Origin of the sequence: Paenibacillus protaetiae (genome assembly GCF_004135365.1) — a bacterium.
Classification (GTDB): domain Bacteria; phylum Bacillota; class Bacilli; order Paenibacillales; family Paenibacillaceae; genus Paenibacillus_AP; species Paenibacillus_AP protaetiae.
In genome coordinates this window covers 2,937,054-2,960,690 of sequence record NZ_CP035492.1, presented here as the reverse complement: position 1 = coordinate 2,960,690, position 23,637 = coordinate 2,937,054, and the positions used below count along the sequence as shown (strand labels likewise).

The 23,637-nt window shown below is 51.0% G+C and carries 16 protein-coding genes, 3 pseudogenes and 1 other annotated feature (1 of these 20 cut by a window edge); of the genes and pseudogenes, 16 read left to right on the top strand and 3 right to left on the bottom strand.

The window, feature by feature from the left end; translation table 11 throughout:
- Positions 1 to 416: 416 nt before the first annotated feature.
- Together ET464_RS13675 and ET464_RS13670 are read left to right on the top strand one after the other, a co-directional pair.
- Entirely contained in the window at positions 417 to 2,090 is a 1,674-nt protein-coding gene (locus tag ET464_RS13675; protein WP_165280002.1) for a DNA methyltransferase, read from the top strand.
- A 211-nt stretch (positions 2,091 to 2,301) separates the two neighbouring features.
- Positions 2,302 to 2,622, top strand: a complete 321-nt coding sequence (locus ET464_RS13670; RefSeq protein ID WP_129441757.1) for a hypothetical protein — start codon at positions 2,302 to 2,304, stop codon at positions 2,620 to 2,622.
- Between the two features lie 105 nt (positions 2,623 to 2,727).
- Here the strand turns inward: ET464_RS13670 and ET464_RS13665 are convergent, their stop codons facing one another.
- Positions 2,728 to 3,450: a YheC/YheD family protein gene (locus ET464_RS13665; protein ID WP_129441755.1), complete on the bottom strand. Its 723-nt coding sequence runs from the start codon at positions 3,448 to 3,450 to the stop codon at positions 2,728 to 2,730.
- Between the two features lie 201 nt (positions 3,451 to 3,651).
- On the opposite strand from ET464_RS13665, the gene ET464_RS13660 reads away from it, so the two are divergent.
- Positions 3,652 to 4,788 (top strand): serine hydrolase domain-containing protein, encoded by a 1,137-nt coding sequence (locus ET464_RS13660; RefSeq protein WP_129441753.1) that lies wholly within the window; start codon positions 3,652 to 3,654, stop codon positions 4,786 to 4,788.
- An 86-nt stretch (positions 4,789 to 4,874) separates the two neighbouring features.
- On the opposite strand, the pseudogene ET464_RS20380 reads toward ET464_RS13660, so the two are convergent.
- Positions 4,875 to 5,155, bottom strand: a pseudogene (locus ET464_RS20380) (MFS transporter); the annotation flags it as partial.
- Between the two features lie 246 nt (positions 5,156 to 5,401).
- Here ET464_RS20380 and ET464_RS13650 point away from each other — a divergent pair.
- The 12 genes and pseudogenes from ET464_RS13650 to ET464_RS20900 all read left to right on the top strand — a co-directional run bounded on the left by ET464_RS13650 (position 5,402) and on the right by ET464_RS20900 (position 22,037).
- A pseudogene (locus tag ET464_RS13650) lies at positions 5,402 to 6,255 on the top strand (manganese catalase family protein).
- A gap of 431 nt (positions 6,256 to 6,686) precedes the next feature.
- Positions 6,687 to 7,952 carry an FAD-binding protein gene (locus ET464_RS13645; RefSeq protein ID WP_129441751.1) on the top strand — a complete coding sequence of 422 codons (1,266 nt, stop codon included), beginning with the start codon at positions 6,687 to 6,689 and terminating at the stop codon, positions 7,950 to 7,952.
- A 105-nt stretch (positions 7,953 to 8,057) separates the two neighbouring features.
- The gene (locus ET464_RS13640; protein ID WP_129441749.1) at positions 8,058 to 9,137 is read left to right on the top strand and encodes an SPFH domain-containing protein; all 1,080 of its coding nucleotides are present in this window, start codon (positions 8,058 to 8,060) and stop codon (positions 9,135 to 9,137) included.
- Between the two features lie 13 nt (positions 9,138 to 9,150).
- On the top strand, positions 9,151 to 10,269 hold the full coding sequence (locus tag ET464_RS13635) for a TFIIB-type zinc ribbon-containing protein (protein ID WP_129441747.1): 1,119 nt from the start codon (positions 9,151 to 9,153) through the stop codon (positions 10,267 to 10,269).
- Positions 10,270 to 10,424: 155 nt separating this feature from the next.
- Entirely contained in the window at positions 10,425 to 11,555 is a 1,131-nt protein-coding gene (locus tag ET464_RS13630; protein ID WP_129441745.1) for a GntR family transcriptional regulator, read from the top strand.
- A gap of 486 nt (positions 11,556 to 12,041) precedes the next feature.
- Complete coding sequence (locus tag ET464_RS13625) at positions 12,042 to 13,541, top strand: Vps62-related protein (RefSeq protein ID WP_129441743.1); 1,500 nt, start codon at positions 12,042 to 12,044, stop codon at positions 13,539 to 13,541.
- 28 nt (positions 13,542 to 13,569) lie between these two features.
- A complete protein-coding gene (locus tag ET464_RS13620; RefSeq protein ID WP_244226539.1) occupies positions 13,570 to 15,555 on the top strand; it encodes an ABC transporter substrate-binding protein in 1,986 nt (661 codons plus the stop codon).
- Positions 15,556 to 15,623: 68 nt separating this feature from the next.
- Entirely contained in the window at positions 15,624 to 16,622 is a 999-nt protein-coding gene (locus ET464_RS13615; RefSeq protein ID WP_129441739.1) for an ABC transporter permease, read from the top strand.
- A gap of 3 nt (positions 16,623 to 16,625) precedes the next feature.
- On the top strand, positions 16,626 to 17,783 hold the full coding sequence (locus ET464_RS13610; protein WP_129441736.1) for an ABC transporter permease: 1,158 nt from the start codon (positions 16,626 to 16,628) through the stop codon (positions 17,781 to 17,783).
- Between the two features lie 25 nt (positions 17,784 to 17,808).
- The gene (locus ET464_RS13605; RefSeq protein ID WP_129441734.1) at positions 17,809 to 18,837 is read left to right on the top strand and encodes an ABC transporter ATP-binding protein; all 1,029 of its coding nucleotides are present in this window, start codon (positions 17,809 to 17,811) and stop codon (positions 18,835 to 18,837) included.
- The gene (locus tag ET464_RS13600; protein WP_129441732.1) at positions 18,830 to 19,864 is read left to right on the top strand and encodes an ABC transporter ATP-binding protein; all 1,035 of its coding nucleotides are present in this window, start codon (positions 18,830 to 18,832) and stop codon (positions 19,862 to 19,864) included. Before ET464_RS13605 ends, ET464_RS13600 begins: the two co-directional genes overlap by 8 nt.
- Positions 19,865 to 19,995: 131 nt before the next feature.
- Positions 19,996 to 22,037 (top strand): annotated as a pseudogene (locus tag ET464_RS20900) (DUF5054 domain-containing protein).
- A 56-nt stretch (positions 22,038 to 22,093) separates the two neighbouring features.
- Here ET464_RS20900 and ET464_RS13590 read toward each other — a convergent pair.
- On the bottom strand, positions 22,094 to 22,765 hold the full coding sequence (locus ET464_RS13590) for a hypothetical protein (protein ID WP_129441730.1): 672 nt from the start codon (positions 22,763 to 22,765) through the stop codon (positions 22,094 to 22,096).
- Between the two features lie 175 nt (positions 22,766 to 22,940).
- On the opposite strand from ET464_RS13590, the gene ET464_RS13585 reads away from it, so the two are divergent.
- Positions 22,941 to 23,483 (top strand): HAD family hydrolase, encoded by a 543-nt coding sequence (locus ET464_RS13585; RefSeq protein WP_129441728.1) that lies wholly within the window; start codon positions 22,941 to 22,943, stop codon positions 23,481 to 23,483.
- Positions 23,484 to 23,570: 87 nt separating this feature from the next.
- Positions 23,571 to 23,637, top strand: a binding site (T-box leader); it runs 193 nt beyond the window's last position.

Here is a 23,637-nt window from a genome sequence, read left to right as displayed (position 1 = left end):
CGATCACCTTCTCTACATAGCTACCGATGAACTTCTTGATTTCGGGAAGGTTCCGTTTTCAAGCCGCCTCACTAAGCATCCGCATCAACACGTAGCGGCGAATTGTGGTTTTGCACAGCCGCGGTTCGCCCCCACCAATACTATCAAAAAGACCACCTCATGAGGTGGTCTTTTTGTATCTAATAGTCCCGTTGCAGGAGGGTGCGTTGTGATTAGGAAGGACTTGCTGGAGCTGTTGATTTAGCCAGTAGAGAGCCACTGATTCAAGGGGATGTACGGGAGCAATGTTTCTAGTGGTAACCTCGTTTTAGGCGAATTATGCATAAAGATCATCAAATAAGATGTTTTGTAAATTATGGTAATTGTACAACTGTTTACAAGCATAACGTATACCATTCTTGGAGACCAGGATGGTGATGAGGCTGGATAAGAACATACTATTTTATGGGGATAACTTAGATATACTATGCAGATATATTAAAGAATACTCAGTAGATCTTGTTTATTTGGACCCGCCGTTTAACAGTAATCAAAATTTTAATGTATTGTTTGAAGAAAAAGATGGTACATCTTCTAAAGCACAGATTAAAGCATTCGAAGACACGTGGCATTGGGATGATGAAGCTGCAAGGGCTTATGAGCAGGCCGTACTGAATCCTAATGGGAAAGTATCCCGATTTATGCAAGCAATAAGAGCTTTTTTAGGTGAAAGTGATATGCTGGCGTATATCTCGATGATGGCACCCCGATTAGTTGAACTACACAGAGTCCTAAAGCAAACTGGTTCAATATATTTACATTGTGATCCAACGGCTAGTCATTATTTGAAATTACTTATGGATTCAATTTTCGGACAGGAACAATTTCGGAGTGAGATTATCTGGAGAAGAACAGGCTCTCATAATAAGATGAAACGTTTTGCTCCGATACATGATACTATTTTGTTTTATACTAAAACAAATAATTTTAATTGGAACTACCCTAAGAAGCCATATATGAAAGGTCATGTAAAGCAGTATTTTATTCTTGATGAGAAGGGTTATCGAACTAATTATTATGGAAATGTGTTAACTGGCTCAGGTGTCAGAGGCGGTGAATCTGGAAAACCTTGGCGCGGTATAGATCCTTCTGCAAAAGGGAGGCATTGGGCAATTCCTGGTGCGCTGATTGAAGACTTGGATGAAGATATTTCCAAGCTATCACAGCATCAGAAGTTAGATCGATTATTAGAATTAGGATATATAACAATTGAGGATGGGCAAGCGTGGCCAATTTATGAGAGGTACATAAGAGAGACTGATGGGCAGCCTTTGCCGGATGTTTGGGCATTTCAACCTTATACAAGTGGTACAGTATTTGGAACTAATTTAGGTATTGATGAAGATGTGCGTTGGCTCACGCCGCAAGATCAAGAAAGACTTGGATATCCTACACAGAAACCTGAGGGCTTATTGGAGAGAATAATTAAAGCCAGCAGCAATGAAGGTGATACAATTCTGGATCCCTTCTGCGGGTGTGGAACCTCTATTGCTACTGCTCAAAAGCTTCGAAGAAATTGGGTGGGCATTGATGTAACACATCTCGCAATAGCTCTTATTAGACACCGTCTTCAAAAAGGGTTTGGAGAACAAATAAAATATCAGGTTAAAGGTGAGCCAACATCACTTCCAGACGCTGAAGAATTAGCACGACAAGATCCTTATCAGTTTCAGTGGTGGGCACTTGGTTTGGTGGGGGCTAGACCAAATGAACAGAAAAAAGGGGCTGATAAAGGCATTGATGGTCGTTTATATTTTCACGATAGTGATAAGAAAAAGACAAAGCAGATAATTTTTTCTGTTAAAGCCGGAAATGTCAGTGTTGCACATGTGAGAGAACTATGGGGAGTGATAGAAAGAGAGAAAGCAGATATGGGGGTTATGATTACATTACAGAAGCCTACTCAACCAATGAGGAAGGAATCTGCATCAGCAGGATTTTTCTACGCATTAAATGGACAGTTCCCGCGTATTCAGATAATTACTATTCGAGAATTGCTTGAAGGTAGAAAAATAAACTATCCTGGTATACTATCTTTATTCAACTTCTAAGTCTTTTGCACGATCAGGGCTGCTATATTGATATATTGTCCATAGCTCTCGAACCACCCTCGTAACTACGAGGGTGGTTCTTTTCTTCTGTATCTGCAGGATCCCGCAATCACCGTACAAACGTACTTTTTTTTCTTGTCCACACTTATACCTGACCAAAACGATTCAGTTGCATTTACTGAACTATATGAATAACAAGGAGGTTTTGAGAATGGGAAATAGACCTGGGGGTTATGACCCCGTTCAAATTGTCAACTCTACTTCGTTTAATGCGGTTGGGACAGTTGAATATGCGTCCATCTTTTGCAGTAACGACAATTTTGTTGTGGAGCGCGACGAAACTTGGAGAGCTTCTAGCCGCGGAGTTTGCTTGTTGACGAGAATTAGCGCAACGGTTAGAACGCCAAGCGGAAATATTCAAGCGGAACCATACGTTTCTTCCGGCACTTCTTTCAGCCAGTTTGCCATTATACAAGTAGGGGCAAACCAGTTCCGAGTGACGCGCGTGGTAAGTGGCAAAGGCCGCAGGTAAACCTGGAGCATGCAGGTGAAATCTGAAGCGGGGGCATGACTCCGCGTAGGCGCCAAGCTAAAAGACGACAGGCCGTGGATAAAAGGCTGGTCGTTTTTTTTCGCTTTAATGGTGCTTATACCATACGATTTTGCGAAGCATCGAAGGGTCTTTCAAAAGCCGGAACGGACGCAAATCCGGTTGGTAATTGCCTTCGATGATCCAGATCCGTTGGTTCCGGTCGATGCCAATATCGAACCCGACTTGCCTAAGCGTGGGGTAACGCTCCCCCAGCCGCTTGGCAGCCTGCAATGCGATCCGTTCTGCTCTGGCCAGCAGGCTCCGGTTTCCGATTTGGGCTAATTTGAGCGCTTGGGGCACTGGAATGGTGCGGCTCGCCACATTCGTGACCAGGTATCCTTGTTTAGCTACTTTCGCGTATGAACCGGTCACGCTCCAACGGGAGGAAACGCCTTTTTTTCGCTGGGCTATGATCCGAATGTCGAACGGCTTGTGTCCAATTTGCGCGAGCTGCAGCCGCCTTTGGACTATATATCCGCGACTTTTGTTTTTTTTACGGAGCAGTTGGAGCACTTTACCGGTGTCCCTCATGGTGACTGCTCTTTGTTCGTAATGAATACGATAGGCGTTTGCGCTGTTCCGTTTAATGAACAGGATGCCTCTTCCATAGCGCCCGTCGCGAGGTTTCAGTACGACGCTTTGATAGTGAAGAAGCATTTTCGATAAGGCGTTTTTTTGAAGCAGCTGTGTGTCTGGCAACCGTCCGGCGAGAGAAGGATTACTGCGAAGAATGCGATATTGCAGCCATTTGTCTCTTTGGATTAACATGGTTATCCCAGCCTTTTCCGTATTCTACGGTCATTCTACGTGAAATTAACGGTCCGCATAAGTAACCATTCGTCTATATTTCGCCGTATCCGTCCAATAGTTGGGCTATACGCACGCTTGGTCCGCCTAAGCGCGGGGTTGGCAGGAACGTCTTCTTGTACAATAATGGAAAGGAGACTTTGTAGCAGAGGATGAGGAATAATGAACTTTGCACCGTTATCCCGGTTTATTGATCATATCGCTGCCTGGCGCATTCCGTGGGCAGAAGTAGTTGTTATGCACCGCAATGAGACAGTTTTCCGCTACCGGGCCGGGTACGCCGATCTGGAAGCGAACACCCCGATTGACGAGGACAAAATAATTTATCTCTATTCGCTTACGAAAATCATGACATGCACGGCTGCGCTCCAGCTGGTTGAAAAAGGGGAGATTCTGCTCGGCGATCCTCTCTCCGACTATTTGCCGGAGTTCGCCGAAACGGCGGTGCGAAAGCAGCAGAAGGACGATGGAAGCAGAACCGGGCTGCCGGAACGTCCGATCACGGTCCGCGACCTGTTTACGATGACGGCGGGTTTCTCCTATGACCTTGATTCGCCCTCCATACGGGAAGCTGCGGAACGCACGGAAGGAAGACTGCCAACCCGCGAATTTGCGAGAGCACTCGCTAAGGAGCCTCTGCTGTTCGAGCCGGGGACCCGGTGGAACTATAGTCTGTGCCATGACGTTCTTGCGGCTCTCGTTGAGGTGGTGGACGGAAGGCGGTTCAGCACCTACGTGCGCGAAGAGATTACAGAACCGCTGGGCATGCCCGACACCGGCTTCTTCTTGTCAGAAGCGCAGCACAGCCGCCTTGTGCCGCAATATGAATTTAATGATGAGCTGGGCAAGGCTGTTCGTATGGACGGGGACTGGTACCGCATCGGAACGGAATTCGAGAGCGGCGGAGCGGGTCTCTTATCCACTGTACGCGATTATGCGCTTTTCCTGAATACGCTGACCAATCGCGGCACAAGCCCGGAAGGCGTGCGTATTTTGTCAGCTGCCAGCGTCGATCTGATGAGGACGGACCACCTGAACGGGCATACAAGGGGTGACTATAACTGGGCGCATCATGCCGGTTACGGTTATGGGCTTGGCGTCAGAACCCATATCTCTAAAGCAGACAGCGGCTCTTTATCCCCGCTCGGCGAATTTGGCTGGAGCGGCGCGGCCGGCAGCTACGCCATCATGGATCCCGAATCGCAGTTGACCGTCATGTATGCGCAGCATCTCGTGAATAATCAGGAGCCTTATGTACATCCGCGATTAAGAAACATGGTGTACAGCTGTCTTTCCTAGCAGCCGGACAGAAAACCGCGGTTCAGCATTTGAAAATGGGGAACGGAGCGCCGGTGCCCAACTATGTAAATTTCTTGCAACGCAAGTCAATGAGCCGCAGTTCGCCAACTGCGGCTTCTTTCCGTTGCATAATCAATCATCGCGAGAACCGGCAGCGCCATACCGATGGACAAGGCTGCCGTTCAGCCGCCTGAAGCGTATGCCCATGTTCCCAAGCGAAGCCCAGAGCGCCACAGCCGAAGAAAATCGCCATAAACAAGCCGTTAAGGCGGCTGCGAAATTCCGCTCCCAAAGAGAAGATGACGCGCTGCCCGAGAACATGGTTTGCCGATACGCTCATGTCCATTTCAATGGCCGCAGCAACCAAGGTTATATTTCAGGACCTTGATGCTGTGATTGAGATTCAGCAGCAGCCAGCGCTCTCGCGTCTTTCGAGGCATCGAGCCCGCCGGTCTGCTGTCCTTTCTGCAATAATTCGCAAAAGCTTTAGTTGAAAAGTTTACCATTGCGGATTCGTCACCTTCCAATGCTGCCGATAAATAAAAATGTCCAATTAAGGCACTCTAGTTAGGAATAAAAGCAATGACAATCTTGTACGAAGGGATGGATTGAGCTGTATTACTACAAAGAAGAATTAATCAATATCATTAAGCCGGACAAACCGGACCCGGCGGCGGCGAAGGTACTGCAGGAGGCGCTGGGCGGGCAGTTTGGCGAAATGCGCACGATGATGCAATATTTTTTTCAAAGCTCGAATTTCAGGGGAAGGACAAGCAGTACCGCGATTTGCTGCGCGGCGTGTTTCTGGAGGAGATTGCGCATGTAGAACTGGTGCAATCCACCATTAATCAGCTGCTCAATGATTCGGGGCTTTCGTTGCCGGGCAATGCGGGTACGGATGCAGCGCCAATTGATGAGGCGGTGAAGCTGGGCAATCCGCATCACTATATTATGGGAGCCAAAAGCTCGCTGCCAATAGACGCCGGAGGCAACCCGTGGAGCGGCTCGTGGGTGTATGCGCATGGCAACCTGATTGCCGATATGCTGAACAATGTCGTACTCGAATCGACAGGCGTCCTGCAGAAGTCAAGAATTTACGAAATGAGCTCGAACCAGACATTCCGGGAAACGATTGGTTTTCTAATTGTGCGCGATAACGCCCATCAGAACGCATTTGCCAAAGCGCTGGAGACGTTAGGCGTCGATTGGGGCAAATGTTTTCCCGTTCCGAATTATGATATTAATAAATACCCGGAATGCCGGAAGTTTATTGATAAGGGCTACCATAATGCCCAGTTCAATTTCCGGCTGGATCACACCCGAATCGCCGAAATTTATTCCGGGGAAAGCCCAAGCCGGAACGGCGGGCAGCTAACCGTCATTGATCCGCCACAAGGCTTTCCGGTGCCGGAATGGCCGGATATGCCTAATCAGCACAGCCCCGGCTTATCTGATATGAACCGGTAGAGATGCCGCTATAGCGCCAAGCCCTGCTGTCCATGTGCGGCTGCAAGCAACGGAGCGGCGTTGTCCTTCAGGATACGCCAAAACATCGCTGACTATCGCTTTATTATTTAAAATAAACCCAGAGTCCTTCATACAAAGGAAGCTGGGTTTATTTTTTGTTCCTAACCGGAAGGAGCATAAATATAATGACCTCTAAAATACCGGATGCTGCCCATACGGCGGTGAAAGCATTCGTATTGCCGGGAGGACTGCCAAGCAGGATTGTTGCGTTACAGGTGCGAATAATCCCCGGCTTGTACGGACAAGGAAAAACGTGACGCCAAACGATAGAAGTTGGATAACGGGCTTGTGGTTATACAAGCACGCTATAATAAGCTAAACTGAATAATAGTTGAAATATATCAATTTAAATGATAGAGGAGCTGAATAGGATGAGATACGAACGAAATTGGGCAGGCAATTATAGATACGGCGCTGTGGAATGCCATGTGCCGGAACGGCTGGAAGACGTTCAGCAGCTGGTTGCTGAAAGCGATTCCATTAAAGTGCTGGGGTCTCGCCATTCTTTTAACGGGATTGCGGATACGAGTGCTGCACATATATCGCTGGAGCGGATGAATCGCGTTATTGCTTTGGACCGCGAGAATCACCGGGTGACTGTTGAAGGCGGCATTCGGTACGGAGAGCTGTGCATGTATTTGAATAGCTATGGGTATGCGCTTCACAATCTGGCTTCGCTGCCGCATATTACGGTGGCGGGCGCATGCGCGACGGCTACGCATGGTTCGGGAGACGAGAACGGCAATCTGGCTGCGGCGGTGTACAGCATAGAGATTGTAAAGGCGGACGGAGAGACCGTAACGTTTACCCGCGGCGACAAGGACGGCAAGTTCGCAGGCGCTGTTGTTGGATTAGGCGCGCTTGGCGTTGTGACCAAGCTGACGCTGGACGTGGTTCCTGCTTTCCAAATGACCCAGCATATTTATGAAGGTCTGCCTCTGCATCGGCTGCAGGACAACTTTGATGCGATTGTATCGGCAGGCTACAGCGTCAGCTTGTTCACGGACTGGAAGGATTCCGTGTTCAATCAGGTTTGGCTGAAACGCATCGCGCCGGCTGGCGCCGGAGCCACGGTAATCGCGGATTCGGATTATTATGGCGCGGCGCTCTCCGGTGTTAATCTTCATCCGGTGCCTGGCTGCGCCGCAGACAATTGCAGCGAGCAGCGCGGCATTGTAGGGCCATGGCATGAACGGCTTCCGCATTTCCGGATGGACTTTACCCCTAGCGCGGGGGAGGAGCTGCAGAGCGAATATTTTGTGGCCCGCGAAGATGCTTATGCTGCCTTGACAGCGCTGGACAGCATCCGCGAGGCTATATCGCCGTTATTGTTTACTTCAGAGGTTCGGACGATCGCGGCCGACGATTTGTGGCTGAGTCCATGCCGCGGGCAGCGTTCCGTTGCCTTTCATTTCACATGGAAGCCGGAATGGGAGGCGGTTCGCAAAGTACTGCCGCTGATGGAGAAACAGCTGGAGCCGTTTGGCGCCCGCCCGCATTGGGGGAAGCTGTTTACGATGGAACCGGCAAAGCTGCAGCCGATGTACGCCAAGCTCCCGGATTTCAGAGCGCTGGCTAAGGAGTGCGACCCGGACGGCAAGTTCCGGAACCGCTTTTTGGACACGTATATATTTTAAGCAGGCCAGCGGCAGTGTTGAAGCTATTATATCCCTTTATTTACCGTATAATAGAAATAATTGAAATGATCATTTCATGCATGTTGACTCGAACGGAGGTTGAGCATGGGGCTGTTCTCATTCATTAAAGGCCAGTTTATCGAGGTTATTGAGTGGAACGAAAATACGGATTCGCTCGTGTACCATTTTCCCGCATACGATCATGCGATCAAAATGGGGGCGCAGCTGACGGTTCGCGAAGGGCAGGCTGCAGTTTTTTTGAATGAAGGCGTAGTGGCGGACGTGTTTGGACCGGGCAGGTATGAACTGCATACGCAAAACTTGCCGGTGCTGACGGCGCTCAAGTCGTGGAAATACGATTTCAATTCGCCGTTCAAAGCGGATGTTTACTTCATGAATACAACGATCCAGACGGATCAAAAATGGGGCACAACCAATCCCGTCATGATGCGGGATAAAGAATTTGGCGTCGTGCGCGCGCGCGGGTTCGGCAACTATTCTTTTAAAATCAAGGACCCGGCTTTGTTTATGCGTGAAATATTAGGCGCGCAGCAGTCGTTTCATCCGGAGCAGCTTGGCGGTTTTTTCAAAACGATGATCGTGTCGGGCATCAGCGATTTGCTTGCCGAATCGGCGATTCCTGTTATTGATCTTGCCATGCATTACGATGAATTGAGCGCCCGGGCGGCCGCGAAGATTGGCCCGAACTTTGAAGCCATGGGGCTGGCGCTGGCCGGATTCGTGATCGAAAATATTTCCTTGCCGGAAGAAGTCGAACGGATGATCGACCGCAAATCGTCGATGCAAATTGCAGGCAATCTCGACCAGTATATGAAATACCAGACGGCCGAGTCGATCCGCGAAGCTGCGAATAATCCGGGAGGCGGGCTGGCGGGGGCCGGAGCGGGGCTTGGAGCCGGAATGGCGATGGGGCAGATGATTCAAGGGATGATGAATAATCCGGGCCAGCCGTCTCAGCCAAGCGGCGATGCAGGCGAGACGGCGACGAAGAAGGAGCCGGCGGGGGATGTTTCCTGTTCGCAGTGCGGCCATCTGCTGAAGCCGGAGGATAAATTTTGCGGGGAATGCGGAGCTGCACGCCCGCAGCGCCGCTTTTGCCAGGAATGCGGAGATCAGCTGGCTGCGGAGGCCAAATTTTGCTCCAGCTGCGGTACGAAGGTGTAGAGGATGATGCGAGATGGGAGATAAGGAGCATCCGGATCCGCATGGTCATGCGGCTGGTTTTCCGTGCCCGGGCTGCGGCGGGCAAATGGCGTTCGATACCGCAAGCCAAATGCTGAAATGCCGCTACTGCGGCAGTGAACGGCCAATCGCGGAGGGGCCGCGTGAACAACCTGCGGAGCATGAGCTCAATTGGGCTGACGAGGACAATGCAGCTTTGATGGATTGGGGAACGGAGCAGCAGGCGGTCAAATGCAGCAATTGCGGCGGCGAAATGCTGCTCCCGGCCCGCCAGACGGCGGCGGTATGCGGCTTTTGCGGTTCGCCCAAGGTGCTCCCGCAGGGCAGCCCGGGCAGCATACGCCCGGAATCGGTCATTCCGTTCCATGTGTCGAAGGAGCAGGCAGCGCAGGCATTTCAAGCTTGGCGCAGCAAAAAGTGGTTTGTGCCTAGCGAATTTAAAAAGCGGTCGGTAGATTCCCGGTTGAACGGGATTTATGTGCCGTTCTGGACATTTGATTCCAATACGGATTCGTCGTACCGAGCGGAGGTCGGCGTTTACCACTACCGGCAAGAGGTTCGCACCCGCGTCGTGAACGGCAAAACCGAAACGTATACGGAAAATGTCCGTTATACGGTATGGCATTGGACCAGCGGTACATACGAGCATTATTTCGACGATGTGCTTATTCCGGCTTCCGGGCAGTACGACAGCAAGCTGCTTTACAAGCTCCACGACTATCGGCTGGATCAATTGGCGGCTTACAAGCCGGAATATTTAAGCGGATTTATCGCGGAGCGTTATTCCGTTTCGCTGAAGGAAGGCTGGGAGCGGGCCGAATCCCGTATACAGGAAGAGCTGGCTGGCCAAATCAGAGGGCTGATCGCCGGAGATGAAGTGCGCAACTTGAGCATCAGCACCCGTTATTCTGACCAGACGTATAAGCACATATTGCTGCCGGTATGGAATGCGAGCTACAAGTACAAGGACAAAACGTACCGTTATATGGTGAACGGGGAGACAGGGAGCGTAACCGGCCATGTGCCGAGAAGCCCTTGGAAAATTACATTGTTTACGCTGCTTTGTATTCTGATCGTTGGCGTCGTTATTGCCGTGTTGGCCCGGCAGCTTTAGGCGGACGGGGTACAGTAAAGGACAATGGAACAAGCGGGAAACCGGGCGGATCAATCCGCCCGGTTTTTTCTGCGAGACTACATATACCGCGTCCGATTAATATGGTAGTATTCAGTTGATATATTCGGTTGATATGCCAAAGTCGGAGGGATGGCATGATGAAACTCCAGAAAAATAAAAAACCGCTGCTGTATATGCAGACGGCTGAAAAGGTGAAAGAGGAGATTCGGCGCAGAAAGCTGCGGTCGCATGATCCGGTGCCTTCTGAAGGAGAACTGGCCGAGCTTTATTCTGTGAGCCGGATGACCGCAAAGCTGGCATTGGAGATTTTGGCGAAGGAAGGCATTGTTTACCGTCTGCCGCGAAGAGGGACGTTTATGGCGGAAACACAAGGGGATGCCGCGGTTCAGGCAACGGTGGCGGAGAGGTCTTCCAAGAAGAGAATCGCGATGATTTTTCCCAATCTGGACGATTATACTTCAAGCATTATTGCAGCGGCGGAACGCGAAGCGAGAAACTCGGACTGCTATCTGATCGTACGCATCTCTACGGATCGGGAAGATGAAAGCGAATGCCTCCAGGAGCTGTACGACGACCGGGTGGACGGCATTATTTTGTATCCGCGCGGAAGAACAAAATGCAGCGAGAAGGTATTGTCGCTTAATCTTTTGAACTATCCTCTTGTTATTATTGACCGGATATTCCGGGAGGTCAGCATCGACTGCGTGTATCATGATCATTATCAAGGGATGTATAACATGACGGAATACTTGATTGATAAGGGCCATAAGGAGATCGGGTACATTTCAATGGCGTTTGACGGGGTAACGAGCCGGGAAGACCGGTATAAGGGGTATGTGCAGGCGATGCTGGATCACGGCTTGCCGATTAACAGCCATAATATTTTGCTGCAATGCACAGAGGATTATATGAAAAACTTGAGTGCCCCGAATCCGCAGCTTGCAAAGTTTATCGGCGACAACCCTTCGCTAACCGCAGTAGTGTGCACCGACGATTATTTGGCGACTTCCTGCCAATATACAGCCGCTTATATGAACAGATCCGTTCCCGATCAGCTTTCAATTGTCGGGTTTAGCGATATTCAACTGGCCAGCCTGCTTCCCGTTCCGTTAACAACAGCAAGGCAAACGACCGAACAACTGGGACAATCCTCCGTAAAGCTGCTGCTTAAGAGAATTGAAAACTCGCGAGAAGGAGCCATTACGATAAAATTAAACACCTCAATCATCGAACGCAGCTCCGTTCGCATGATGCAGGCGGAATAAATCATATTGTAGCATTCGGAAGAAAGCCGCCTCCACGGGATAGGGATATCCTATGGAGGCGGCTTTTTGCGCTGCCGTATAAGCCGTGTATTCCATTATCTAGTAAAATATGGCGGCAGACGAAGTCCATCGGCTTAACGCAAATCGTGAGAACATTTAACAAAATTAACAGAAGGACAAGAAGCATTAAATATCAGTGACATGGTGTTTTGTGAGGGGATTACGCGCAAGTAACGCCATACTCCCGTATGATCGAACCGCTATTTTGCAGTTTAGCTAACCGTTTCCGTTTTCTTTTAGCTTAACACCCTGTTAACACTCCTGCAAATTTAACAAAAAAGTGCAATTGTTTTAACAAAATTAATAGTTCTAGTTCAATTGAATATGTCAATAACATAAACTAATCTGAAATTGAGCTTCTGGTATATATTACTTTCCTGGGAAAATGCGGATGAACAATCAAATGAATGAAAGAGGAGTTGAATCATGAAGGCTGTGAAGAAATGGATCTCCGTTACGCTTCTGATGAGCGCTGCCGCTGCGTCTATCGTTTGGCAAGACAAGCCTGTGAGTGCGGAAGGACAAGCTCCGGTCACGATCTACAAAGACGGCGATTACGCCGGCGCATCGCAAACGCTGGATGTTGGTTTCTACAACGTGGACAAGCTTAAGGCCGTCGTAGGAAACGATGCGATTTCTTCTCTCAAAGTTGCACCAGGGTACAGGGTAACGTTGTACAGCGACTCCAATTACGGAGGCTGGACCAAAACATTTACCGCTGACGCAAGCTGGGTGGACGACATGAACGATGAGGCTTCCAGCCTTAAAGTCGAACAAATTGGAGCTTCTCATGCGCCTGTCACCGTTTATTCGAATGCTCCGTACGGCGGGTTTGAGCAGGAGTTTGGCGTTGGCGATCATAACGTGGAAGAGTTGAAGGCCGGCGTAGGCAATGATCAGATTTCCTCGCTAAGAGTCGCTCCGGGCTACAAAGTCACCTTGTATCAGGATTACAACTTCTCGGGCGGTTCGAAAGTATTTACCTCGGACGCGATGTATGTAGACGACTTCAATGACGATGTATCCAGCCTGCGGGTCGAGGCGATCTCTCCGCTGGACGCGACAGGCGTCGCCGTTCCGGACAATGCATACAGCGATGCGTCCAAACGCCAGCTCCTCCAGAACTTTGCGCCAAAAATCTGGTTCGCCCAAGGCGAAAGTTATTTCCCTTCCTCTGTGGAATTTACGTTCCCTTATGTAGACCGTTACTTGAACCCGAACTCTGGCAAATATGAGTTCAAGACGAAAACGACGCTGGACCCGCTTACGCTTAAACTGCCGTATTTCACCGGCGACCTCGCCCATGCGCCTATCTATGCGTTTTGGGTAGAAAAGGAGTACAACAACGTCGACCTCGTCTATTTCCAATTTACGCCTTACGATTTGGGCAAAAACGTGCTTGGCACAGAAGTGGGCGACCATGTCGGCGACTGGGAGCGCATTACGGTCCGCCTGGCCAAGTTTGCCGATAACGGCGTGAATTATGTGAAGCCGGTGCAAGTGTATTATGGGGCGCATTCCTTCGGAACGACGTATCGCTGGGACGAAGTCGACAAAGTGAACGGAACGCATCCGGTTGTTTATTCGGCGCAAGGCTCGCATGGGATGTGGAAGGACCCGGGAAACCATGTGTATCAAGAGCTGGTCATTGATCAACTGACGGACGTCACCAATCAGGGGACGGCTTGGGATACATGGAACAACGTACAGGCGTTCCAATATTACCCGAACGAGGCGACCGGCAACGGCCTTGGCAACGCTTGGCCGACGTGGCTGGACAAAGATTATACGAACCCGGACGGCGGCGCCGTCTATCACTTTGGCAATCCGCAAGTAGGCACCTTCTTTGGCCAGCCGCTGTTCGCCGAAGGCCCAACCGGACCGCAAGAGAAAACAGCTTTAACCAGCGATGTCCTGCTGGACTAAACATATACAGGAAAGAGAGTGGGAAAAAGTGATCGTTAGGAAAAGACTTGGTGTTACGGCAATAGCCTTGCTGCTTACGGCTGCAACCTTAATCGGCTGTACGAGCAACAATGCAAATAACTCGGCTGCCAAAGGCAATGCAAGCGTGGCGCCGTCTGCTTCGGCAGCGCCTAGCGCAACGACTGCCGCCGCAAGCGAAGGATTCAAAGAAGCGCCGATGCTGCAAGAGCTTGTGAAGGCCGGAACGCTTCCTCCTGTTGAGCAGCGCCTCCCTGCAAAGGGCGATGTCATGGTCGAGCCGGTATACGAAAGCATCGGCAAATACGGCGGCGAATGGCGGAATCCATGGAACGGTCCCGATGATAAATGGGGCATTGAGATGATTACGGAGGAGCCGCTGTTCCGCTTCAAGCAGGACGGCACAGGCATCGAGCCCAACGTGGCGAAAAGCTACGAGGTGAACGCGGACTCCACCGAATATATTATTCATCTGCGCGAAGGCATGAAGTGGTCTGACGGCGTGCCGTTTACGGCAGATGACGTTATTTTCTACTGGGAGCATATGCTGGTCCCTGAGACGTTTGGCAAAGCGCTTTACGATTGCTACTACTCGGTTAATCCGGATACCGGCGAGAAGGAAAGGGCAGAGGTTACGAAGGTAGATGACTACGCGGTGAAAGTCACATTCAAGCATCCTAGCGTACAGTTCCTGGAGCGCCTCGCTATCGACAACAAATGGTTTTTTGCGCCGGCGCATTACTACAAGACGATTCTTCCTGAATTTATCGGCGAAGACAAAGCGCTTGAAGTGGCGAAGCAATACGGCTTCGCAGACACCAAAACGCTTGGCCAATGGACAGGCTACTATTACTGGCTGTACCCGCAGCGTCCGACGCTTCGCCCTTGGGTCGCAAAAAACGACGCCAACAGCGACCGTTTCATTATGGAACGCAATCCTTATTACTTCAAGACGGACGCAGAAGGCCAACAGCTGCCTTACATCGACCGGATCGTATTGGATAAAATGCAAGATCCGAGCCATAAGCTCGTCGAAACGCTGGCTGGCGACGTGGATATCGCCCAGTTTGATTTCAAGGATTATACCGTGCTGAAGGAAAACGAGAAAAAAGGCGATTACACCGTTATCCCGTGGCAAACGCCGTCTTGGTCCAGCACCGGTGTACAGCTGAACCAGACGACGGAAGATCCGAAGCTCCGCACGCTCTTCCAGGATATTCGCTTCCGTCAAGCGTTGTCCATTGCCGTCGACCGCAACGAGGTGTCGGAAATTATTACGAGCGGAGTCGGCACACCGGCGCAAGCATCCGTACCGAAAGGCCTCCCGGGCTATCAAGAAGGATGGGACAAGCAGTGGACCGATTACGATGTTGCCGGCGCCGAGAAGCTCTTTGACGAAATCGGCCTGAAATGGGACAGCAATCATAAATACAGAACATTTGCCGACGGCTCCAATTTGTCCTTGTTGATTTACGAAGAAAAAGGCACGGACGATGAGAAGTTCATCGAGCTGCTTCGCAAATATTATGATCAAGCCGGCATTAAAACCGAGCTGAAAATCGTTGACCAAGGCAGCTACTTCGACCTGAAGTACGCTAACAAAATTCCGGTAGCCGTCAAGAGCGTATCCGTCGTAGACGTCTCTCTCAGACCGGATGAGCTGATGCCGCTCCGCGTCATTACGCCATGGTTTGGCCATTACGGCTTGTACACCTCTTCCGGCGGCAAGGAAGGCGTGAAGCCGGAAGGCGACGTTGCCCTTCTGCTGCAAGATTGGGATAAGCTGAAAGCCGCCAAATCCAAGGGAGAAATCAGCCAGCTTGGCAACGACATTATTAAGCTCCATCAGAAAAACCAATGGATTATCGGCTATACCGCTCCAACTCCATCCTTGGTCGTCGTCAAAAATAACGTGAAAAACGTTCCTGCCCTCGTCAACGCCGACGAGTACAGGGGAATCGGATTTGCACATCCGGCGCAATTTTATATCGAATAAACAGTTGCAAAATGGTAGGGGGAGCTTGTCCTCCCCCCATCTTTTTGCTTCTTGAAGAGAGGAACGCCATGTTAAGTTACATCGTACGCAGGGTGATCTTCATGATTCCGGTCGTTCTGCTCATTTCGATCATAGTTTTCTTCATTATTCAACTTCCTCCCGGAGACTTTATCAGCATTTATGCAGCGAAGATGACAACGGGCGGAGAAATTATCGACGACGCTTCTCTTGCTGCGATGCGAAGCGCTTACGGTTTGGATCAGGCCTGGTACGTTCAATACGGCAAATGGATGTGGGGGATGATCAGCAGAGGCGATTTTGGTTATTCCTTAAACTACAATCGTCCGGTATCCGGCATTATCGGGCAATACATGTCGCTTACGCTTGTCGTCTCCATTATTTCGATGTTATTCACTTACGCGGTGTCGATTCCGATCGGCATCTTCAGTGCGGTCAGGCAATATTCGATCGCCGACTATGTGTTTACCGCTTTTGGCTTTCTGGGAATGGCCACCCCTAACTTTTTGCTGGCGATTATATTGATGTACTTCTCTTATATTTGGGTAGGCGATCCGATGCTGGGCCTCTTTTCGCCTGAATTCGTGGATGCCGCCTGGTCGTTTGCCAAGTTCGAAGATTTTCTGAAGCATATGATTATCCCCGTTATTGTCATTGGGCTTGGCAGCACTTGCGATTTGATCCGCGTGATGCGGGCCCAGATGCTGGACGAGATGGACAAGCCTTATATGCTGACCGCAAGAGCCAAAGGGTTGTCGGAGAAAAAAATAATTATGAAGTACCCGGTCCGCGCCGCGATCAATCCGATCGTCAGCACGATCGGATGGTCGCTTACCTCGATTTTTACCGGCTCCACGATTACGGCAATCGTATTGAATCTGCCTACGCAAGGGCCGGTTATGTACAAAGCGCTGCTCAGTCAGGATATGTACCTGGCGGGTACGTGGCTGCTGTTCATGGCGGTGTGCATCGTGCTCGGGACGCTGCTCTCCGATATTTTGCTCGTCTGGCTCGACCCACGAATTCGAATGCAAAGAAAAGGAATGTGACGGATGAAAACGCGGTTAATCAACACTAGATTATGGTCGGGCTTATGGTCCAGAAAGACGGTGGAAGTCGGCGCGGAAGAGTCCTATTATGCGGCTTCACACTGGAAGCTGATGATTCGGAAGCTTATGAAGCACAAGCTGGCCCGAATCAGTTTGTTTGTGCTCGGTTTCATGTATCTGATGGTGCTGTTCGGCAATTTTATCGCGCCGCAGGGACTGGACAGTTACGACAGCGACAATCTGAACAGCAGGCCTTCCAAGCTGCACTGGGTGGACCCGGAAGGCAAATTTCATTTCGTTCCTTTTGTGTACGGCCTCAAGTCGGGACGCGATCCGGAGACGCTTCGCAAAATTTTTGTGGAGGATAAGGAAAAAATATTCCCGATCCGATTTTTGGTTACCGGCACGGAATACAAAATGTGGGGGTTTATTCCGGGCAATCTGCATCTGTTTGGCGTTGACGAGCCGGGAAGGTTTTTTGTATTTGGCACAGACGGCATGGGAAGAGATTTGTTTTCCCGCATCGTGCTTGGCAGCCAGGTTTCGCTGACGATTCCGCTTGTCGGGGTAGCAATCAGCTTTTTTCTAGGTTTATTGATCGGAGGAATCTCGGGTTATTTTGGAGGCGTCACAGATACGGTCATTCAGCGTCTGATCGAAATCATCCGTTCCTTTCCGACGCTTCCGCTATGGATGGCGTTATCGGCGGCTATTCCTCCCCGGGTGCCGATCGTGCGGATGTTTTTCTATATCACAATTATTATGGCGTTTATAGAATGGACAGGCCTCGCCAGAGTTGTGCGCAGCAAGTTTATGGCATTAAGGAACGAAGATTATGTGATGGCGGCCAAAATTTCCGGCGTCAGCAACGCAAAAATTATTCGGATTCATCTCATTCCCGGTTTTATGAGCTATTTGGTTGTAACGATGACGCTTTCGATTCCTTCCATGATTATCGGCGAAACGGCAATGAGCTTTCTGGGACTCGGAATCCGGTCTCCGGCGGCAAGCTGGGGCGTTCTGCTGCAGGAAGCGCAGCAAATGGAGAATGTGGCCTTATATCCGTGGAAGCTGATTCCGCTTGGGTTTGTTGTAGTTACGGTGCTGGCGTTTAACTTTTTGGGCGACGGCTTGCGGGATGCGGCCGACCCTTACAAATAAAAACTAGCGGGGCGAGGAAATCCAGATGACGGATACGGTAATAGCACAACAACCAGAAGATTTGCTCCGGGTGGAAGATTTGAAAGTTCATTTTCCGACCGACAGAGGCATGCTTAAAGCGGTAAACGGAGTTAACTTCAGCGTGTCCAAAGGGCAAACGTTAGGCATCGTTGGAGAGTCCGGGTGCGGCAAAAGCATTACGGGGAAGGCCATTATCGGCATACAGCCCAAAACCTCGGCCGTCACAGGTTCGGTTAAGCTCGGAGACGTGGATTTGGTTAAGCTGAAACGCAACGGCAAAGAAATCCGCGCTATTCGCGGCAGCCGGATCGCTATGATTTTCCAAGAGCCGATGGCCGCTTTTTCACCGCTGTATACGATAGGCAATCAAATTATGGAGTCCATTCTGCTGCACCGTACAAAAAACAAAAAGGAAGCTGTAAAGCTGACGATTGATATATTGCGAAGAGTCGGGATCTCGAATCCGGAGAAACGGTTCCATCAGTATCCGCATGAATTTTCCGGCGGCATGATGCAAAGGGCGATGATTGCGATGGCGTTGTCGTGCAATCCGGAACTGCTCATTGCGGACGAGCCTACTACCGCACTCGACGTGACCATTCAGTCCCAGGTGCTGGAATTAATGAAAGAGCTGCAGCAGGAGTTTGGCATGGCTATCGTCTTTATTACCCACGATCTGGGCATCGTTGCAGAGATGTGCGACGAGGTCGCGGTTATGTATTTGGGAAAAATCGTGGAGCGGGCGCCGGTAGCGGACATTTATCATGCGCCGAAACATCCGTATACGCAGGGGCTGCTGCGGTCTATTCCGACGATCGAGTCGCGCAAGGAGCGTCTGGAATCAATCGAAGGTACCGTGCCGATTCCGCTTCATATGCCGCCGATGTGCGAATTTTACGATCGCTGCCCGGACCGGATTCCAGGCCTGTGCAACAAACGGGAAGTGCCGCATACGCAATTGTCCGACCGCCACAGCGTCAGCTGTTTTCTGTACGCCGAACATGAAGAAGAAACGGGGAGCAAACATGAATGAGCCGATCATGGAAATAAGCCGTCTCGTCAAGGAATACCCCGTGCAAAGCGGCCTTGGCAAGGACCGCAAAGGGACAGCTGTCAAAGCGGTTTCCGACGTTTCGTTTACCGTCCGCAAGGGCGAGACGTTCAGCCTTGTCGGAGAATCGGGCTGCGGCAAAACGACGCTGGGCCGCTGCCTCGTCAGGGGCATCGAGGCGACATCGGGGCATATTTATTATTACGGGAACGGCGGACGGATTGATTTTTTGAAAGCGAAAAAACAGGAGTACAAGGCGGTCAGACAAAATATTCAGATGATATTTCAGGACCCCTATTCTTCCTTGAACCCCCGGATGACGGTCTATGACATTATAAGCGAGCCGCTGCGGGCTTTATCTACATTGTCCAAGCAGGAAATTGACGAGCGGGTCGTTGCCATGGCTGAACAGACAGGGCTGAACGCCAGCTATTTAAGACGGTACCCGCATGCGTTCTCCGGCGGGCAGCGGCAGCGGATCGGTATTGCCCGGGCGCTCGTCACGAATCCGAAGGTTATTGTCTGCGATGAGGCGGTATCCGCCCTCGACGTTTCGATACAAGCGCAAATTATTAACCTGTTAAAAGATTTACAGCGTCAATATCAAATGACCTATCTGTTTATCTCGCACGACTTGTCCGTCGTCAAGCATATATCCGACCGGATTGCCGTGATGTACTTAGGGAAGATTGTGGAGCTGGCCGACACGGACGCCTTGTTCAGCCGGCCGATGCATCCGTATTCAGAAGCGCTGCTGTTATCGGTTCCGAATCCCGATCCGCTGATTCGAAGAGAAAGAATTGTACTGCAAGGGGAGGTGCCTAACGCCGCCAATCCGCCGAAGGGATGCCATTTTCACCCGCGCTGCGCTTACAAGACCGCAGCTTGCGAGCAGGTTGTGCCGGAGCTGCAAGACATTGGAGAAGGACGACTGGTTGCCTGCCACCATGCGCGGGAATTGACGCTGGAAGGCATAACGGCTCCTGCGCTCGCCGGGCAGAGGGCATAAATCCGGGCGCAAGCTGCAGGAATAACGCATTGGAATAATGGAGGAACAAGCAATTGACGGTCATCGAAAGAGTGCACGTTATTTTTAAGACGCACCTGGATATCGGGTTTACTCATTTGGCCTCCCGGGTGATGAAGCAATATACGGAGGAGTATATTCCAAAGGCAATCGAGCTGGCGGAGCAGCTGGAAGCCGAGGGCGGGCCCGAGCGTTTCGTATGGACAACAGGCTCGTGGCTTATACGTTATTATTTGGAACAAGCATCTGCTGAAAATAAGAAAAAGATGGAGGACGCCATTGCGAAAGGGCATATCGCCTGGCACGGGCTGCCGTTCACCACGCATACGGAGCTAATGGATTCCCGGCTGTTCCGCTATGGCCTGTCCATCAGCCGCAGCCTGGATGCACTATACGGCAAACGGACCATCGCCGCCAAGATGACGGACGTGCCGGGCCATACGCTTGCGATGGTTCCGTATATGCAGGAAGCCGGTATACGTTATTTGCATCTTGGCGTCAATCCGGCGTCGAGGCGTCCCGATGTTCCAAGGCTGTTTCGATGGCAAGCGGATGGCGGAGCCGAGGTGATCGTGAATTATGCCGGCAGCTACGGAGAACCGGTCCAGATGCCGGGGCTAAGCGACGTGCTCCTGTTCGCTCATACGGGCGACAATTGCGGGCCGCCCTCTATTCAGGACATTCGCCGGCAGTTCGCCGATATCCGGAGACGCTATCCGGGAGCGGATGTTCAAGCTTCTACGTTGGACGCATTTGCGGCGCGGCTGGAGGAAATGCGCAGCGGTCTGCCAGTCGTGCGCGAGGAGATTGGGGATACGTGGATTCACGGAGCGGGCACCGATCCCCTTAAAGTAGCCAGGCTGCGCGAGCTGCAGAGGCTTCGGAACGACTGGATTGCGCAGGGGCGAATGGATGAATCAAGCATTGAATACAGCCAAATGAGCGAAGCGCTGCTGCTTGTAGCCGAGCATACATGGGGCTCGATGTGAAGAAATGGCTGCCTGATTTCCGCAATTACGGGAAAAGCGACTTTCAGGCCGCGCGTCTGAAGGATGAAGTGGACGTAAGCGATATTCCGGCCAAATACGGTTATATCGGAGCGTTTGCGTTGGATGAATTCGATCGCCATCATAGCAGGGGACAATTTGCCGCAGCGGAACATCGCCGTTCGTATTCCATGCTGGAGAGCTCATGGGCGGAGCAAAGAGCGTATACCGAACGCGCCATTCTAGGCTTAAGCAAGGATAAGCAAGCCGAAGCGCAGCAGGCTTTCCAGGCGCTGCAGCCTGTTAAAGCAAATACGGAGGGCGCTGCAGCCGCCCGCATTCGCGAAGTTTATCGGAGCGGCAGTTATGCGTTTGCTTTTGGCGATAACGGATCGCTTGTTCATTTAACGGACGAAAACGGGAAAAGCTGGTGCGATGAACATCGGCCTTTCGGGGCTTTCGTCTATGAGACGTTTGGAACGGAAGATTATGCAGGTTATTTTCGTACCTACATGCAAAACCTTCCGGTTACTCATCCGTGGGCGGATGCGGATTTTGGCAAACCGGGGTTTGAATATGTGCGGCCGCTGCCTTCCCATGGCGTGTTTGTTCCAACTGTCGACGATGTGCGGTTCCGCGCAGGAGCGTCTGCAGATGAATACAGACTTCGTTTGCGAATGCCGGTCGAAGCCTACGAGCAATACGGGGCGCCCAGAGAGCTGGAGATTGCATACGATTGGCGCCATGCGGATGGCATCATCGACATTGCTTTGCAATGGTTCGGCAAAGATGCGAGCCGGCTTCCGGAAGCCAGCTGGTTCAGCTGCGGCTTAAAGGTTGACAGTCCGAATTTGTGGATGATGGACAAGCTGGGCAGTCCGATCTCGCCGCTTCAAGTTGTAAAAGGCGGAAACCGGAATCTTCATGCGGTAGGCCGTGGCATTTCCTATGCGGGGGCCGACGGCTCGGCTATGCTCGAGACTATGGATGCGGCGCTAGCCGCGCCCGGCCGGAGACGGCTGCTTCAGTTCGACCATACGTTTTCACCGCTTGAACAGGGATGGCATTTTAATCTTCATAACAATATTTGGGGTACGAACTTTCCGATGTGGTATGAGGAGGACGCCAAGTTCCGTTTCCGGCTGCGGCTGAAGTCTAACGGAAAATGATAGAGGGGCTGTGCAAGCCCCTTAGATGAAGCGGATTTGGCGGAAGGGAGATTTTCCTAAGCCAATGAAGCAAGAAGAGTCCTCATGCGGACGGGAATTTCCATCCGCAGCTCGTCCCAGGAAACAAAAACAGCCGGGTTCCACTCGTATGGCACATAGTGAAACGATGGTTTAAAACCAAACGAACGCAAATGTGCTTCCGCCAGCTGGTCGATACCGGCTGCGGTGTTGAACTCGCCTTCGAACAGCGCCGGCTCAAGCACGCCGTCGACGCCGGCTTCCTCCAGACAGCAGGATTCCGCATTGGGCAGCAGCCGGAAAAGCTCAGCGAGCGGCGACAGCGCATGCTTGCCGGGCTGTACGAACAGGCTGACGTGCCGATCGTCCGCCACATTGCTGCGGTCGCGCAAAATGCCTAAAAGATAACGGCCATGGAAGCTGGCTTCGCAAGAAACAACGGCGCCATCATGGCCGATGTACACCCAGACATGTTCCAGATCGTACGTATGCTGAATGTCGTAATCCCAATAAAGCGCGTATTCGATGACCATGCGAACCTTATCGCGGTTTACTGTAATAAGCCTGTTGAACGAAGGAGAAGGCGCAGATGCTTCGAATACGGTAATGCCAGCCCGAATGAGCGTGAAAGGCTCAAGGCGGTCGAAATGAAGCAGAGGGGCGTAACGAAGCGCAAGTTCCTGAAGCGCATGTTTGTCGGACAGGGACATGAAGGGGAGTCCTCCTTAAACCAATAATGGCTTTATAATTTATGGTATATATGGTTAATCGTGTTACTAATTATTATAGATTAGTCCGGTGCGAATTTGAATCCGATGCACGAAATCTTAACAAACGGGATAAGACGGAACGAAGAGATCATCCAATATTGAGGGAGGTCATACCATGAGCGGGAAAAAGCTAGTGTTGTTCCTGGACAGCGGCGATACGATTGTGGATGAAGGTACAGAAACCAGGGACGAGGCGGGGATCGTAATTGCCGCCAATCTCATTCCGGGAGCCTCGGAAATGGTAAAAACGTTGTACGATAGAGGTTACACCCTTGTGCTGGTAGCCGATGGAGACGCGCAGTCGTTCAAAAATGTATTTACTCAGCATGGGCTTTATGATTATTTCACCGCTATGATTTATTCGGAAAATATAAAAGCGACTAAGCCGAGCCCTCGTATGTTCAAAGCGGCAGCGGGCGCTGTCGAACTGAAAGAAGAGGACTATTCTCGCATCGTGATGGTAGGCAATAATTTGAGCCGTGATATGAAAGGCGCAAACGCGCTGGGCATAACCAGCGTGTTCCTCAGCTGGACGCCGCGGTATCCGCATGAACCGGCCGATGCAAGCGAGCGGCCCGCCTATACGATCCGAGAACCGCTTGAGCTGCTGGAGCTTGCAGAACGGTTAAACGCAGAGTTAGAAAGCACGGTTTGCTAAATGGTCTGCTGGATCGGCGCTGCACATGATTACAGCACTTGCTAACATCGCTTTTGTAGGGTAGGATAGATGTAACATATTCAAACCTAAAAGATGTTGAAGAGGAGTAGTAAAGTTTTCCATACGTTCAGAGAGCTGTTGGATGTTGCGAAAC